We start from the raw sequence: 14792 nt of genomic DNA, 5'->3' as shown, positions 1-14792 counted from the left end.
GTAAATTCAGAGTGTTTGATTTGCGGTACTTTCTTCAGGATCGGTTCGGTGATCCAGAATAGGGGCGGGTTCCATAGAACGTTCGATTTTCCGGTTTATTTGGAAGTATTCCAAACGCGATCAGCTTGTCCTGCTGGCCGTGACCTCTACGCTGTTTCCGTTGTTGTATCTGACGCTGGAGCTGCCCAAGCGCATCATCAACGATGCGATCGGTGCGGCCAGCCCTGTGGTGAATGTTCTTGGTTATGACCTGCCACAGACCAGGTTCCTGATCATCCTGTGCGGGGCGTTCCTGCTGGCTGTGCTGTGCCATGGCGTAATGAAGATGCGCATCAACACTATGAAGGGGGTGCTTAGCGAACGGATGCTTCGCCGTTTCCGGTATCAGTTGATCAATCGTGCCCTGCGTTTTCCCCAGCCCTATTTCGAGCGGGTCAGCCAGGGCGAGATGGTTTCGATGGTTACCGCCGAAAGCGAGCCGATGGGCGGGTTGATGGGCGACGCGATCAGCCAGCCGGTGCTGCAGGCCGGTCAGATGATCACGATCCTGTCTTTCCTGTTTCTGCAAAGCGTCTGGTTCGGTCTGGCTGCCGTGGCGTTGATTCCTTTGCAGGCCTGGCTGATCCCCAAGCTGCAGCGGCAGATCAACCTTCTAAACAAGAAACGCATTCAGGAAGTCCGCGTTCTGGCCGCACAGATCGGTGAGAACGCCGCCGGGGCCTCGACCCTGCGGGGCAATGGTGGTTGGCGCTATCGCCGGGCGATGATCTCGGAGCAGCTGGGGCGACTGTTTGGTATCCGCTTCGAGATCTACCAGAAGAAATTCTTTATGAAGTTCATCAATAACTTCATCTCGCAGCTGACGCCCTTCATGTTCTATTTGGTCGGCGGTCTATTGGTGCTGCAGGGCTCGGTTTCGCTGGGGGCTTTGGTGGCGGCGCTGGCTGCGTACAAGGACCTGAGCTCGCCATGGAAGGAACTGTTGACGTATTACAACCAGACGCAGGACATGTCGCTGCGTTGGGATGTGGTGATCGAACGGTTTGCTCCACCCGGTATGCCCGATGAAAAGCTGTTCGAAGGCGAGCCCGAATCCCGCCCGCGCCTGAAGGGCGATATTGTGCTGGATCGTGTTTCGGTTCGGGATATGGATGGTAATCAGGTGCTGGATGATCTGAACCTCACCTTTGCGGGTAAGCAAACAATCGGCATTGCTGCCCCCAGCGAAGAAGACAGGCGCGCCGTGGCCGAGTTGCTGACACGGGAAATCCTGCCCAGCTCGGGTCGGGTTGAAGTGGGCGGTGAAAACCTGGCAACCCTGCACCAAAGCGTCGTCGCCGCGCGCATTGGCTATGCCTCATCGCGCCCGGTCTTGTTTCAGGGCACGTTGGGGGACAACGTCATGATGCCGATGCGTCAGAGGCCGCTGACGTCTCAGATCGATGACCCCGACTTTGCAGAGACACAGCGCGCGGGTAACAGCGCCGACCCTTTCCGTTCAGACTGGCTGGATCCATCCTTGGCCGGATTGGACAGTCCCGAGGCGTTGCGGGACTGGTGGCTGCATCTGATCGACGGGCTGGGATCGGGGGCCGCTTTGTTCCAGCGCGGGTCGGATCAGGTATTCGACGCCGCCGAACACCCGGAGCTGGCGCAGAAACTGGTCGAGCTGCGCCCACTTGTGCAACAGGCCGTGCAGGCGGCCGGGTTGGATCAACAGGCGCTGGTCTTTGACTGGTGCACGTATAATTCTGCATTGCCGGTCGCGGAAAATCTGCTGTTCGCGACCCCGAGGGTTCCGGTTACGCAGGACCTGCTGGCCCGCCAGACCGTTTTCCTCGGTCAACTGCGCGATTTGGGGCTGGACAAAACGCTGGTCAGACTGACCCAGGACGTGATCGAGATGCTGCGCCAGATCTTTGGCCTGGATGGAACGGATCATCCGCTGTTCCGCAAACTTGGTCTGGAAGCCAAGACCTATGAGACGGCGCTTGAACTCGTCGAGAAAACCCGTAGCGAGGGCGTGTCGGGGCTGGATGACGAAAAGCTGGCGAACCTTCTGGCGGTACCGTTCGTGATCTCGGCCGAGCAAATTGGGCCCGCCTTTACGGATGAGCTAAAAAACCGCATCCTGGAACTGCGCCATAGTCATTCTGAAAAGCTGTTGGAGCGGTTGCAGGATGTCTTTTTACCACTGCACAAAGACGCTTTCGCTCCCGGTTTGACGGTGATGGAGAATGCCCTGTTCGGCAAGGTCAGCCAGATTGGCGGCGGACGCTCGGACGAGGCGCGCAAGCTGATTGTCGATGTGCTGGATGAAAACGGTGCGCGCCCGCTGGTGGTCGAACTGATCTATGACGTGCCGGTTGCGCTCGGTGGCCAGAACCTGCCCGCCGTCTTTGCCGAGCCGCTGGCCTTTACCCGCGCGACGATCAAGAAACCCGACATTCTGATCCTGGAAAACGCGCTAGCCAGCTATGACATGGCGACTCAGGTCGCCGTCTACAAGAACCTGCGCGAGTTGCTGCCGGATACAACCGTGATCTATCTGAACGACCATTTTGAGAACCCGGACAAGTTCGACATGTATGTCGAAATCCGCCAAGGTCGGGTGGTGACGGATGAAGGGGATGCCACGGTGGAAGAGGATAGTGCTGCCTCGGCCGATCTTGCACGCAAGCTGCGGGCGTTGGAGCAGACACCGCTGTTTTCCGGTCTCGACCGAAGACAGCTCCGCCTACTGGCCTTTGGTGCGCGCTGGTTCGACGCCAAACCGGGTGAGGTCGTGTTCCTGAAGGACGACCAGCCCACTGACGGCGCCTATGTCGTGCTTGAGGGTGAGGCTGGGCTTTACCTGCCGCAGATGGAAGGCCCTGATCAACTGGTCACCAAGGTCGGGCCGGGGGCGCTGGTGGGTGAACTGGGGCTTATTCGCAAGGAACCCCGCGCCCTGAGCATGATTGCCGAGACTGAGCTGTCCTGTCTGCGTATCGGTGAGGAAGAATTTCTGGCCGTGGTCGAAAATGACGCCGCGACCGCCTTCAAACTGTTGCAGGTGATTGCGGGTTATATCTCGAACTAACTGTTCGGCTTGCAGAACAGATCGTAGAGCAGCCTGATGACCTGCTCCGTGTTGCCGTCCTGAAGCGAGTAATAGATTGTCTTGCCGTCCCGGCGGGTTGAGACCAGCCGTTCCTGACGCAGACGGGCCAGCATCTGGCTGACGGCGGCCTGCCGGATTTGCAATAGGTTCTCAAGCTCACCGACAGACTTTTCGCCCTCGCCCAGATGACACAGGATCATCAGCCGCCCCTCATGGGCCAGTGTTTTCAGAAAAGCCGCAGCCCGTGCGGCGTTTTCCTGCATGTCCTCGGGGGGGTCAGGATGAGCGCTTGTGGTGTCATGGGCTTTGATGGTCACGCGCGGCTTGTTTCGATTTTGGGTGCTGGCAATATGCCCCAAATCGGGTTTGCTTGTCACCCCTCGGTCGCTGGTGCACCGCCCTGAAAGGCGTTTCCGTTGACATAATCGCAGGGCTCTTCCTGCATTTGCAAATGCAGACCATTACCGGTGTAGGGATGCGCACGTGCGAGGTCCTCATCCACATCGATCCCAAGACCGGGCGCGGTAGGTGCGGTCACAAAGCCCTCATCCACGCGCAGCGTGCCTTTGATCAATTGATCGTGGAACGGGGTTTCGATGGATTCCAGCAGCAGAAGGTTCGGGATCGATGCAGCGAGATGGATATTGGCGGCCCATTCGATCGGCCCGGCATAAAGGTGCGGGGCCATCTGCGCGTTGAACACCTCGGCCATGGCGGCGACTTTCTTCATCTCCCAAATGCCACCGGCACGACCCAGGGCAGGTTGTAGAATCTCGGCGGCCCCTGCGCGCAGAACGGCTCCGAACTCGGCTTTGGTGGTCATGCGCTCTCCGGTCGCCACGGGGATGCGGACGTTTCTGGCGACACGGGCCATGTCTTCGATCATGTCGGGCGGGGTGGGTTCCTCGAACCACAGAGGAAAATACGGCTCCAGCACCTGCCCCAAACGGATCGCCCCCGCCGTGTTGAACTGGCCATGGGTGCCGAATAGCAGGTCGGCCTTGTCGCCCACGGCTTCGCGGATCGCTTTGCAGAAGGCGACCGACATTGAGATATCGGACATCGCAGGCATGTGCCCACCACGGAGAGTATATGGACCCGCAGGGTCGAACTTGACCGCCGTGAAGCCACGCCGCACCATCTCTGCTGCGCAATCCCCTGCCTGTTCGGGCGAGGTCCAGAAATCGGTCAGGTTATGCTGCGGCAGGGGGTAAAGGTAGGTGTAGGCGCGGATGCGCTCGTTCATCAGCCCGCCCAGCAGGGCGTAGACGGGACGGTCGCGGTCCTTACCCAGAATATCCCAGCAGGCGATCTCAAGCCCCGAAAACGCCCCCATGAGGGTGAGGTCCGGGCGTTGGGTGAAGCCGCTGGAATAGGCGCGACGGAACATCAGTTCGATATTCTCTGGGTTTTCACCGAGCATGTGCCGTTCAAACACGTCGCGGATGACGTGACGCATCGCCTCGGGGCCAACGGACGAGGCATAACACTCTCCCCAACCGGTGATCCCGGTATCGGTCGTGACTTTGACCAATATCCAATAACGCCCGCCCCAGCCCGGCGCGGGCGGGGCGGTAACGATAATGTCGAGGTCCTGCAGTTTCATCCGGTGTCCTCTCTGGTTCGCGTCAGCTTCTATCGAACAGAATTACGTTGCGCTTGGCCGATCCGGTCTTGGTGTCCTTGATCGCCTCGTTGATCTGATCCAGAGACCAGCGGCCCGAAATCAACTCGTCCAGTTTCAGTCGCCCCTGTTCGTACAGGTCGATCATCCACGGGATATCGCGCTGAATGACCACATCGCCCATTTTCGAGCCGACAAGCCCCTGACCCAGCGCTGCCAGAACAACGGGTTCATAGCTGGACACGTCGCCGGAATGAGGCATTCCAATCATGATCGCTTTGCCGCCAGGGCCCAGGTATCGCGGAGCCTGATCATAGGCCGGGATCGCACCAACGGTAATCAGAACCGCATCCGCGCCACGCCCGCCCAACGCCTTGTGGGCGACTTTCCACGGTTGTTCTTGGCTGGCCAGAACACCATGTGTCGCGCCGAACTCCTTAGCGATCTCAAGCTTTTCTTCGGTCATATCGACGGCCACGATCCGCCGTGCCCCGGCGATATGCGCGCCCTGAATCGCATTCAGTCCGACGCCGCCCGCACCGATGACGACCACATCCTGACCGGGGCGGAGCTTGGCGGCGTTCACCGCGGCACCGACGCCGGTGATCACCCCGCAAGACAACAGGCTGGCCACGTCTTTTGGCATTGCGTCGGGGATCTTTACGATCTGCCGATGGCTGATCACCACTTTCTCGGCGAAAGCACCGCAGGCCATTGCCTGATCCAAGGGGCCGCCGTCCGCCGTGCGCAGCGGACCGTTGACCGAGTCATAAGGTGTCTCGCAGATCGTCGGTTGCCCCCCCGCGCAGGACGGGCAGGACCCGCAGGCCCGGATCAGCGTGACGACGACCGCATCACCCACCTGAAACCCACCTACCGCGTCACCGGTTGCGGTGATCACGCCTGCGGCCTCGTGCCCGTAGACGGCCGGCAGATGCCCGCCCCACGCTCCGGTGGCGTAAGTAATGTCCGAATGGCAGATCGCCACCGCATCCAGCGTCACCTCGACCTCTCCGGTACCGGGCGGCGCAATCTGGATGTCTTCGATGACCAAAGGCTCGTTAAACGCCCGGCAGACGGCGGCTTTGATGGTTTGCATTCTTTTCCTCACTCCCTTTGGCCCACGGTGGCGCGGGAAAATCTCCGCTGCAAGACAGAAACCGTCATTCGGATGTCGTTGTTACGCCGCGACAGGGCGCGCACGCAGAAACAGCGCGAATCCGAAGATCATCAGAATCATTGCCAAAAGGAATGGTGCCCCGGGCAGGTACAGCGCCGTATCGGGCTGCGCGAACTGTGCGAATACGCTGGTCATCACAAAGGGCGAGATTACCATCGACAGCGCGTTCAGAGAGGTAAGCACCCCCTGCAGCTCACCCTGCTGCGAGTCCGGCGTTGCACGGGATGTCAGGGCCTGAAGAGCGGGAGTGACAACAGCCCCAAGCGCGGTGACTGGGATCAGCATCAACGCGATGAACCCGTTGGTCAGGAAGGCCAGCAGCAGGAAACTGGCGATCTCGAACCCCATGCCGTAGATTATCGTGACGCGCTCACCCAGATACCGCGTTGCGGGGCGGATCAGGCCGCCCTGAACGGCTGCCATCCCGATCCCGTAGACACCCAGTGACAGTCCGATCATCTGCGGTGACCAGCCGAATCGTTCCGTAGTGAAATAGGCCCAGATCGCGGGATAGACGTAGATCGACACTGAATAGAGGAAGTAAACCCACAGCATCGGGCGGATGCCCGGCAGTGAAGCGATGGACCGCAAGGAGTTCACCGGATTGGCACGGCGCAGGCTGAAGGTCCGACGGGTATTGTCGGTGACGGTTTCTGGCATCACCAGCAAGCCTGTCAAAAAGGTTAGAGCTGAAAGGCCGGCGGCAGCCCAGAAGGGCGCGCGCGTGCCATATTCGCTCAACAGCCCTCCGATCACCGGACCGAGTACGAACCCGATGCCAAATGCAGCACCCAGTAAGCCAAAATTCGCTGCTTTTTCATGGGGTTTGGATACATCAGCCATGAAGGCTGCGGCCGTAGCGTGAGTTGCGGCCGTAATGCCCCCGATGATGCGCCCGACCAATAACAGCCAGATGCTGCCAGCAACCGCCATCACCACGTAGTCCAGCGACATGACGAACAAAGATACCAACAGCACCGCGCGTCGCCCATAAGCGTCGGACAGATTGCCCAGAATGGGCCCGAACAGGAACTGCATTGCAGCGAAAGCGGTGCTGAGGATACCACCCCAGATCGCGGCATCGGCCAGGGTGCCGCCCTGAACCTCGACTATCAGGTCTGGCATGATCGGCAACACCAGACCGATGCCCATGGCGTCGATCATGACCGTACCGAGAACGAAAAGAAAAGGCAGACGCATGGCAACTATTCGCGAGTTTTACCCGGACCCTATCACGCTTGGTTCACCTGTGAAGCGTCTGTTACGTTTGGTTATGCTGCAGGCAGCTTCTGTTCTAGATCGTCCAGAATTTCGGCCAGATGGCGGGGGTGTGAGAAGAACGGAGAATGAGAACTGTCGATCGTCGCGCGCAACTCCTCGGGGGCGATGCGGCCCATCTCTTCCTCATATTCCGTCGGGATTGTGTGGTCGTCCGTGGTGCGAATATAAGCCTTGGGGACGCGTGCGAAATTCTCGGACAACGGCAGCCGGGTTTCTTGCGGAGCAATCGCCTGCGGGCACAGGCGTGCGAATGCAAACGGTACGATCTCTGGCGGGCAATCGTGGTAAAAAAGGTCGTGCACTTTTTCTGGCCTGACCGTGTAGGACAGGCCGTCGGTGGATTTCTCAACAGCATCGACGATCAACTGACGCGGGGCCCGGCGGCGCATTTCAACCATGGAAAGACCATCCTGCGGGACATAGGCGCACAGATAGATCAGCGCACGCATGGCCTTGGGGTCGGCTTCGGCAGCTGCGCTGATCGGATAACCGCCCCAGGAATGACCGACGATCACCGTCTGCGGGGTCGAGGCCAACAGCACCGCATCCCTGCAGCCATCCAGCGTGACATCGGAAATCGGCGTCGGGTCTGAGCCGTGGCTGGGCATGTCAATGGCGCGTGCCGAATGGCCCAGAGTCTCAAGCGCGGGGATCAGATCACGCCAGCACCAGGCGCCGTGACAGGACCCATGGACTAATAGAAAATCCGCCATTGTCACGCTCCTTCAAATATGTCCGATATCTGCTAGGAAGTCCCGCAGCAGGGCCGCGTATTCCGCCGGTTGTTCGACGCAGGGCAGATGGCCGGCCCGGCGCATCAGTTCGAACCTGGAGCCGGGGATCAGTTCGATCGTCTCGCGGACCAGATCCGGCGGTGTAGACCCATCCTCGCTGCCCGCAATCCCCAGTGTGGGCAGGCGCAGGCCGCCGGTGGGGGTGTAGAAATCCGTGCCTGAAATCGCGGCGCAACAGCCCAGATACCCGTCGACCGGCTGCCGCACCATCATGTTTCGCCACAGCAGATGATCGGGCGAGGCGCGGAATTTCTTCGAAAACCATCGCTCCATCGTTGCATCGGCCAGCGCTTCAATACCGCCCTGACGCACCGCATCCATCCGATCCTGCCAGATCGAGGGGATGCCGATCTTGGCGGCGGTGTTCGACAGCACCAATGCGCGGATTTGATCCAATCGCTTCACCGCCAGACCCTGAGCGATCAGCCCGCCGATGGAGAGACCGACAAAAACGCAATCCTGCACGTTCAGATGATCCAACAGCGCCTCGGCATCGCGTATCAGTGCACCCATGGAATAGGGGGCCGGGGGCTGCGACGACAGACCGTGCCCGCGCTTGTCATAGCGGATGATCCGCAGGCCCTTGGGCAGGTGCGGCAGTACAGCGTCCCAAAGGCGCAGATCGGTGCCCAGTGAGTTGGCAAAAACGATCGGCGCACCCTCCGGGTCACCATCGACCCGGTAGTGCAACTGCACTTCGCCAATATCCAAGATTTGCATGACACAATCCCCGCCGTCATACGTTAAGACATCACTGTGACCCAATCATTGATCCATGTCAGGTCAGGAATTCCAGTGCTTTTCCAAATACTTCGGGGGCCACATTGCCCCCTGATGCCACAACGATCACCGCATCGCCGTCGATTTCATCACGGCGAAACAGGGCTGAGGCCAGTGACACCGCACCGCCCGGTTCGAGCACCAGCTTCAGACGCAGGAATGCCTGTGCCATGGCCCGCATCGCTTCTTCTTCGGTGACCGAAAGGCCCGGCCCGCACAGGCGGCTCAGGATTGGAAAGGTGATCTGCCCCGGCTGCGGCGTCAGGATTGCGTCACAGATATTCCCCGAAGCAGCGTTGTTGTTCTGAATTTGACCTGTCGCCAGCGAGCGTTTGACGTCATCAAAGCCCTCGGGCTCACAGGGGCGGGCGCGCAAGCCGGGCGCGTGCCCCTCCAGTGCCAAAGCAATCCCCGAGGTCAACCCGCCGCCTCCGCAGCAGACCAGCACGTCGGCTTGTTCAACACCCATCTCTGCGGCTTGTCGGGCAAGCTCCAGGCCGGTGGTGCCCTGACCTGCAATCACTTGCGGCTCATCATAGGGGCGGATCAGGGTCAGGCCGCGCTCTGCGGCCAGTGCTTCGCCGATTTCTTCGCGGCTCTCGTTGGCGCGGTCGTACAGAACCACCTCAGCCCCCAGCGCGCGGGTGTTGTCGATCTTCAGTTGCGGCGCGTCCGAGGGCATGATGATCACCGACGAAATCCCATGCTGTGCGGCGGCATAGGCCACGCCCTGCGCATGGTTGCCCGAGGAATAGGCGATCACGCCGCGCTGCCGGTCTGTTTCATCCAACGCCGAGATTGCCGACCATGCGCCGCGAAACTTAAAGCTGCCGGTGTGCTGCAGGCACTCGGGTTTCACCAGCACCCGGCGTCCTGCCAATTCGTCCAGAAACGGCGAGGTCAGAAGGGGCGTTTCCCGGACGTGGCTCTTCAGCCGCGCGGCGGCGGCCTCGATCATTTCCAACGTGCTCATGCGGCGTCCAATACCTTGCGAATAAGGTCCAGCGACTGCGGCTCATCCAGAAACGGAACATGCCCGCGATCCGGAACCTCCACAGACATAAGGCCGGGGTGTCGTTTGTGCATTTCGGTCAGCGTTTCTTTGCCGAGCACATCTGAATTCGCGCCTCGAATGACGCCAGTCGGGATGTCGTGCAGCGTCTCGAAGAACATCCACATATCCGGGATGGCTCCGGCAGCGGCCTGATCCAGCAAGGCTTTCCGCAAGGCGGGATCATAGCGCAGGGTCAGGCCGTCCGCAGTCTGCTCATATTGAATCTCGGCTTGCTGTCGCCACCGGTCGAGCGGAACGCCGGGGAACTGCGGCTCCATCACCTGCAGCAGGGTTTGAGCGGCTTCGTCATAGGTTTTCGCCATCGGCTGTCGGCCGACATAATCCATTATCTTGGCCATGCCCGAGGTCTCGATCACGGGGCCCACATCTGTCAGAACAACAGCAGCCAGGCGTTCAGGATGGCTGGCCGCCAGAGCCATCGCGATCAGGCCTCCACGTGACGTGCCCAGTACCGCCGCCCGGTCCAGCCCCAGATGATCCAGCAACTCGATCGCGTCATGGGATTCGCGCAGAACGTTGTAGTTCATGAAATCCGGGTCAAAATCCGATTGCCCTCGCCCCCGATAATCCATCGTGATCATCCGTAGATCGGTGATATGCGGCGCAAGGAACGAGAAATCCCGGCTGTTACGCGTCAGTCCGGCAAGGCACAACACCGGGGCCCCGGACTCGGTATCGGTGTAGTAAAGGCGCCTGTCGTCGGAAGTCGTGAAAAAAGCCATTAAAGTCCAGCCAGTTGAGGGATCGTTGTCAGGTCGGACAGTACATGTGCGGGCGTCCAAGGCAAGCGGTCCATTGGTTCTTTTGCCCGGTTCACCCATGCCGTTACGAAGCCATAGCCGCTGGCCCCGGCAGCATCCCATCCGTTTGAGCTGACAAACAGCACTTCGTCGCGGGCGCAACCAAAGCGTTTCTGTACCAGATCATAGACGCTGGAATGGGGTTTGAAGACACCAACGCTTTCAACCGACAACACATCATCTAACACATTGCCGATCCCAGCCGACTGCACCGCGCCATCCAGCATTGGCAACGATCCGTTGGACAGGATCGCGGTGTTCAGCCCTCCGGTTTTCAGATCTGCCAGCATTTGGGGAACCTCTGGGTAGGCCTGTAATTCCCAGTACAAGTCCAACAGACGCTGACGCAGAGTTGGGTCTCCGTCCAGCGCCGTTGCCTCGAGCGCCCAGTCCAGACCGTCTTGCGTCACATCCCAGAAATCGGCGTGGGCGTCCGTGATCGCGCGCAACCAGGTGTATTGCAGTTGTTTCAGCCGCCAGTGATTGGCCAGCTCGGGCCATTTCTGCTGCAACTTCTCGAACCCGGGTTCGGCGGCGGCCTGGCGTGCGGCGGCGGCGACGTCGAACAGCGTACCATAGGCGTCAAATACGCATGTGGTGATTGGCATCAATACCCCTCCCTCAGTCGCGCGCAGGTTGGCACAAGAGTTGCAAACACAAAAGGGGGGAAGGGTTTACAATGCCGTGTCACACCCTACGCTTGGCTGCTTAAACCTTTAACGGCCGGAGGCCACCTATGACCGAGATCAAACAAGGCGACACGGTTCGCATCCATTACACAGGTACACTGTTGGACGGCAACGTCTTCGACAGTTCCGAAGGGCGCGATCCGCTGGAGTTCGTTGTAGGGTCAGACCAGATTATTCCCGGGCTGGACACGGCAATGCCCGGTCTGACCGTGGGTGAGAAAAAGCGGGTCGAGATCGCTTGCGTGGATGCCTATGGCCCGATCAACCCTGCAGCGCGCCAGCAAATCCCGCGCGAAGGTATCCCGGACGATATCCCGCTGGAGCCCGGCACCCAGCTGCAAATGCAAACGCCCGACGGGCAGGCCGTGCCGGTGACGGTGGTGGATTCTGACGAGGCAACCGTAACGCTGGACGCAAACCATCCGCTGGCCGGTCAGGACCTGATATTCGATATTGAGGTCGTCTCAATCAATTGACGGCAGCGGGTCAGTGCGTTGGATCAGCCTGAAATCAGGCTGGTCCAGGATGTAAATGCTGCGCGTACATCTGCTTGTGTAAAGAACACAAACAGCATCAGCAGCATGGTTAGGGCCAGCAACGCGATACGACCGCGTTGTCCCAGAAACCCCTGTTTGCGCCGGGATGCCCGAGTGGTGTTCGAGAGGATATGTTCTGCTTTGCTCATGCCGCTATCCGTGCCCGCGAAAGATGGTGAAATCTTGGCGCGGGCAGGGAAAGATCGAGTCACATGTGATCGGGCTGCGGCATACCCAGAACGTGGAAGCCTCCGTCGACGCGAATGATCTCGCCCGACGTGCAAGCACCGGCATCAGAAGCCAGGTAAACGGCGGTGCCGCCGACAGCCTCCAGGGTGGCATTCGAACGCATCGGCGCATTCTGATCACAGAACTTGTAGGTCTTGCGCGCGCCACCGATGGCCGCACCCGCCAGCGTTTTCATCGGGCCGGGCGAGACGGCGTTGACGCGGATGCCTTCCGGGCCAAGGTCGTTGGCCAGATAGCGCGTCGCCGATTCCAGTGCGGCCTTTGCCACACCCATGACGTTGTAGTTCGGCACAACCCGGTTCGACCCCTGATAGGTCAACGTCAGCAACGAGCCGCCATTGTCCTTCATCAACGGATAGGCGCGGCGCGCAACCTCGATAAAGGAATAGGCCGAGACATCCATCGAGTGTTTGAAGTTCGCCCGAGAAGTGTTCAGGAACCGGCCGGTCAGTTCGGACTTGTCTGAAAAGGCTATGGCATGGACAACGAAATCAATCGTCGGCCAGCGCGCGCCCAACTCGCTGAACGCGCGGTCCAGCGACTCGTCATCGGTGACATCCGCATCCACCATGAAATCGCTGCCAAGGCTCTGGGCCAACGGCTCCAGCCGTTTGCCGAATGCCTCACCTTGATAGGTGAAAGCCAGTTCCGCGCCGGCCTCGTGCATCGCCTTGGCAATGCCCCAAGCAATCGAGCGGTCGTTGGCCACGCCCATAATCAGGCCGCGTTTGCCCTTGAGAAGTTCCGACATCATGTTCACCCGTTATACTTTGACAGAACCATGGATCCATTTGTGCCGCCAAAGCCGAAGCTGTTGGTCATGACACTGTCCAAGCCTGCGTTTTCAACCACTTGAGTTGCGATTTCACCGGGCAGGATGCCTTCGGCAAGTGTGTCGACATTGATCGACGGAGTAATAAAGTCATTGTCCAGCATTAGCAGGCAGAAGATCGCCTCAAGCGCGCCAGCTGCGCCCTGCGCGTGTCCGGTCATCGACTTGGTCGAAGAAATCGGAGGCACTTTGCCTTCGCCAAAGATGCGACGGACGGCTTCAACCTCGCCCACGTCGCCGACCGGGGTCGAAGTGCCATGGGCGTTGATGTATCCAACTTTGCGGTCTTCGGGCAGAGTCGCCAGCGCCAGACGCATCGCGCGCTCGCCGCCTTCACCCGAGGGGGCCACCATGTCGTGGCCGTCCGAGGTGGCGGCATAGCCGGTGACCTCGGCATAGATTTTGGCGCCGCGCGCCAGAGCGTGGTCCAGATCCTCAAGCACCACGATGCCGCCGCCGCCCGAAATCACGAACCCGTCGCGATCCTGATCGAACGCACGCGACGCTTTATCCGGCGTGTCGTTGTACTTCGAGGACATCGCGCCCATCGCGTCGAACAGGCAGGACAGGGTCCAGTCCAGTTCTTCGCCGCCACCGGCAAACATGATGTCCTGCTTTCCCATCATGATCTGTTCCGCCGCATTGCCGATGCAGTGCAGCGAGGTAGAACAGGCCGAGGTGATCGAATAGTTGATGCCCTTGATCTTGAATGCGGTCGCCAGGTTCGCCGAAATCGTCGAGCACATGCATTTAGGTACGGCAAACGGCCCGATCCGCTTGGTGGCACCGGTTTTCAGCACGGTCTGATGCGCCGTTAACATGGCGCTGGTCGACGGGCCGCCCGAACCGGCAACCAGACCTGTGCGCGGGTTCTGAACCAGATCCTCGGTCAGACCGGAATCGGCAATCGCCTGGCTCATCGCGATATGGGCATAGGCAGCACCGGGGCCCATGAAGCGCAGTGTACGTTTGTCCACATGCTGGGACACGTCAATCTTCAGCGATCCCGCGATTTGGCTGCGAAAGCCATGTTCGACCATCTGTTCATTGGCCTCGATGCCGGACTTGCCGGCCTTCAACGAGGTCAGAACCTCTTCGGCATTGTTCCCGATAGAGGAGACAACCCCCAGACCGGTGACAACTACTCGACGCATGTGCGTGCTCCTTATTTCAGGCCGGTCCGGCTTAGGCTTCGGACAGAACGACTTTCATGTCTTTGACGTCGTAAATCATTTCGCCGTCCGCTTCGACGATACCATCCGCCACACCCATGGTCAGGCGGCGGGTCTGGATCGCCTTTTTGAAATCGATTTTATAGGTCAGCATCTTGCGGTCCGGGCGCACCATGCCGGTCAGCTTTACTTCTCCCACGCCCACGGCCATGCCGCGACCCTGCCAGCCCCGCCAGCCCAGGTTGAAGCCGGTCAGCTGCCACAGCCCGTCCAGCCCCAGACAGCCGGGCATGATCGGGTTGCCGGGAAAGTGGCAATCAAAGAACCAAAGGTCCGGGGTGATATCGAACTCGGCCAGAATGTGACCTTTTCCATGCGCGCCGCCGTCGGCCGAGATATCGGTAATCCGATCCATCATCAGCATCGGCGGGGCAGGCAATTGCGCATTGCCGGGGCCGAATAATTCGCCTCGGGCGCATTTCAGCAGATCGTCCTTGTCAAAGCTGCTCGGGAATTGGGCCATTCTGCCGCCTCTCCTGCCAGGGGTCCGTTTCTTTAATCTGGCCTCACCTAGCACCCGTATGCAAGGTCCTGCAAGAGCGGTCGCCCACATCATGTTGTGTTCAGGACATTCTTTGCGAATGAATTTCATTTGAAATTACCTGACCTGAGCACTT

Annotated in this window: 15 protein-coding genes; 2 read left to right on the top strand and 13 right to left on the bottom strand. The window is 59.8% G+C overall.

Annotation, left to right across the window (positions count from 1 at the left end; all coding sequences use genetic code 11):
* Nucleotides 1-85 precede the first annotated feature (85 nt).
* On the top strand, nucleotides 86-3082 hold the full coding sequence (locus AC2FEE_RS14000; RefSeq protein WP_496865975.1) for an ABC transporter transmembrane domain-containing protein: 2997 nt from the start codon (nucleotides 86-88) through the stop codon (nucleotides 3080-3082).
* Here AC2FEE_RS14000 and AC2FEE_RS13995 read toward each other — a convergent pair.
* The 9 genes from AC2FEE_RS13995 to AC2FEE_RS13955 all read right to left on the bottom strand — a co-directional run bounded on the left by AC2FEE_RS13995 (nucleotide 3079) and on the right by AC2FEE_RS13955 (nucleotide 11245).
* Nucleotides 3079-3366 (bottom strand): ArsR/SmtB family transcription factor, encoded by a 288-nt coding sequence (locus tag AC2FEE_RS13995; protein WP_496865974.1) that lies wholly within the window; start codon nucleotides 3364-3366, stop codon nucleotides 3079-3081. The genes AC2FEE_RS14000 and AC2FEE_RS13995 overlap by 4 nt on opposite strands.
* Before the next feature lie 110 nt (nucleotides 3367-3476).
* The gene (locus AC2FEE_RS13990; RefSeq protein WP_496865932.1) at nucleotides 3477-4709 is read right to left on the bottom strand and encodes a mandelate racemase/muconate lactonizing enzyme family protein; all 1233 of its coding nucleotides are present in this window, start codon (nucleotides 4707-4709) and stop codon (nucleotides 3477-3479) included.
* Between the two features lie 22 nt (nucleotides 4710-4731).
* Nucleotides 4732-5826: a Zn-dependent alcohol dehydrogenase gene (locus tag AC2FEE_RS13985; RefSeq protein ID WP_496865931.1), complete on the bottom strand. Its 1095-nt coding sequence runs from the start codon at nucleotides 5824-5826 to the stop codon at nucleotides 4732-4734.
* A gap of 81 nt (nucleotides 5827-5907) precedes the next feature.
* Nucleotides 5908-7107, bottom strand: coding sequence for a TCR/Tet family MFS transporter (locus AC2FEE_RS13980; RefSeq protein ID WP_496865930.1), 1200 nt, complete (start codon nucleotides 7105-7107; stop codon nucleotides 5908-5910).
* A 71-nt stretch (nucleotides 7108-7178) separates the two neighbouring features.
* Nucleotides 7179-7901, bottom strand: a complete 723-nt coding sequence (locus AC2FEE_RS13975; protein WP_496865929.1) for an alpha/beta fold hydrolase — start codon at nucleotides 7899-7901, stop codon at nucleotides 7179-7181.
* A gap of 12 nt (nucleotides 7902-7913) precedes the next feature.
* A complete protein-coding gene (gene pcaD / locus AC2FEE_RS13970; protein ID WP_496865928.1) occupies nucleotides 7914-8702 on the bottom strand; it encodes a 3-oxoadipate enol-lactonase in 789 nt (262 codons plus the stop codon).
* A gap of 58 nt (nucleotides 8703-8760) precedes the next feature.
* Nucleotides 8761-9735, bottom strand: a complete 975-nt coding sequence (locus AC2FEE_RS13965; protein ID WP_496865927.1) for a threonine ammonia-lyase — start codon at nucleotides 9733-9735, stop codon at nucleotides 8761-8763.
* Nucleotides 9732-10559, bottom strand: a complete 828-nt coding sequence (locus AC2FEE_RS13960) for an alpha/beta fold hydrolase (protein WP_496865926.1) — start codon at nucleotides 10557-10559, stop codon at nucleotides 9732-9734. The genes AC2FEE_RS13965 and AC2FEE_RS13960 overlap by 4 nt, the downstream gene beginning before the upstream one ends.
* On the bottom strand, nucleotides 10559-11245 hold the full coding sequence (locus AC2FEE_RS13955; protein ID WP_496865925.1) for a haloacid dehalogenase type II: 687 nt from the start codon (nucleotides 11243-11245) through the stop codon (nucleotides 10559-10561). Before AC2FEE_RS13955 ends, AC2FEE_RS13960 begins: the two co-directional genes overlap by 1 nt.
* A 128-nt stretch (nucleotides 11246-11373) precedes the next feature.
* Between AC2FEE_RS13955 and AC2FEE_RS13950 the strand changes: the two genes are divergently transcribed.
* Nucleotides 11374-11802, top strand: coding sequence for an FKBP-type peptidyl-prolyl cis-trans isomerase (locus tag AC2FEE_RS13950; RefSeq protein ID WP_480593738.1), 429 nt, complete (start codon nucleotides 11374-11376; stop codon nucleotides 11800-11802).
* 23 nt (nucleotides 11803-11825) lie between these two features.
* On the opposite strand, the gene AC2FEE_RS13945 is transcribed toward AC2FEE_RS13950, so the two are convergent.
* From AC2FEE_RS13945 to fabA, 4 genes are read right to left on the bottom strand one after another with little or no spacing between them, the layout of a single operon-like run.
* Nucleotides 11826-12011, bottom strand: a complete 186-nt coding sequence (locus AC2FEE_RS13945) for a hypothetical protein (RefSeq protein WP_480593736.1) — start codon at nucleotides 12009-12011, stop codon at nucleotides 11826-11828.
* 59 nt (nucleotides 12012-12070) lie between these two features.
* The gene (locus AC2FEE_RS13940; protein ID WP_496865924.1) at nucleotides 12071-12862 is read right to left on the bottom strand and encodes an enoyl-ACP reductase FabI; all 792 of its coding nucleotides are present in this window, start codon (nucleotides 12860-12862) and stop codon (nucleotides 12071-12073) included.
* A gap of 5 nt (nucleotides 12863-12867) precedes the next feature.
* Nucleotides 12868-14097, bottom strand: coding sequence for a beta-ketoacyl-ACP synthase I (fabB, locus tag AC2FEE_RS13935; RefSeq protein ID WP_496865923.1), 1230 nt, complete (start codon nucleotides 14095-14097; stop codon nucleotides 12868-12870).
* A gap of 31 nt (nucleotides 14098-14128) precedes the next feature.
* Nucleotides 14129-14638, bottom strand: a complete 510-nt coding sequence (gene fabA, locus AC2FEE_RS13930) for a bifunctional 3-hydroxydecanoyl-ACP dehydratase/trans-2-decenoyl-ACP isomerase (protein ID WP_058279458.1) — start codon at nucleotides 14636-14638, stop codon at nucleotides 14129-14131.
* Nucleotides 14639-14792 lie beyond the last annotated feature (154 nt).

Source organism: Ruegeria sp. YTSC199, from assembly GCF_059609725.1.
The sequence above is the reverse complement of the archived record's forward strand: the minus strand, read 5'-3'. Positions and strand labels throughout refer to the sequence as shown.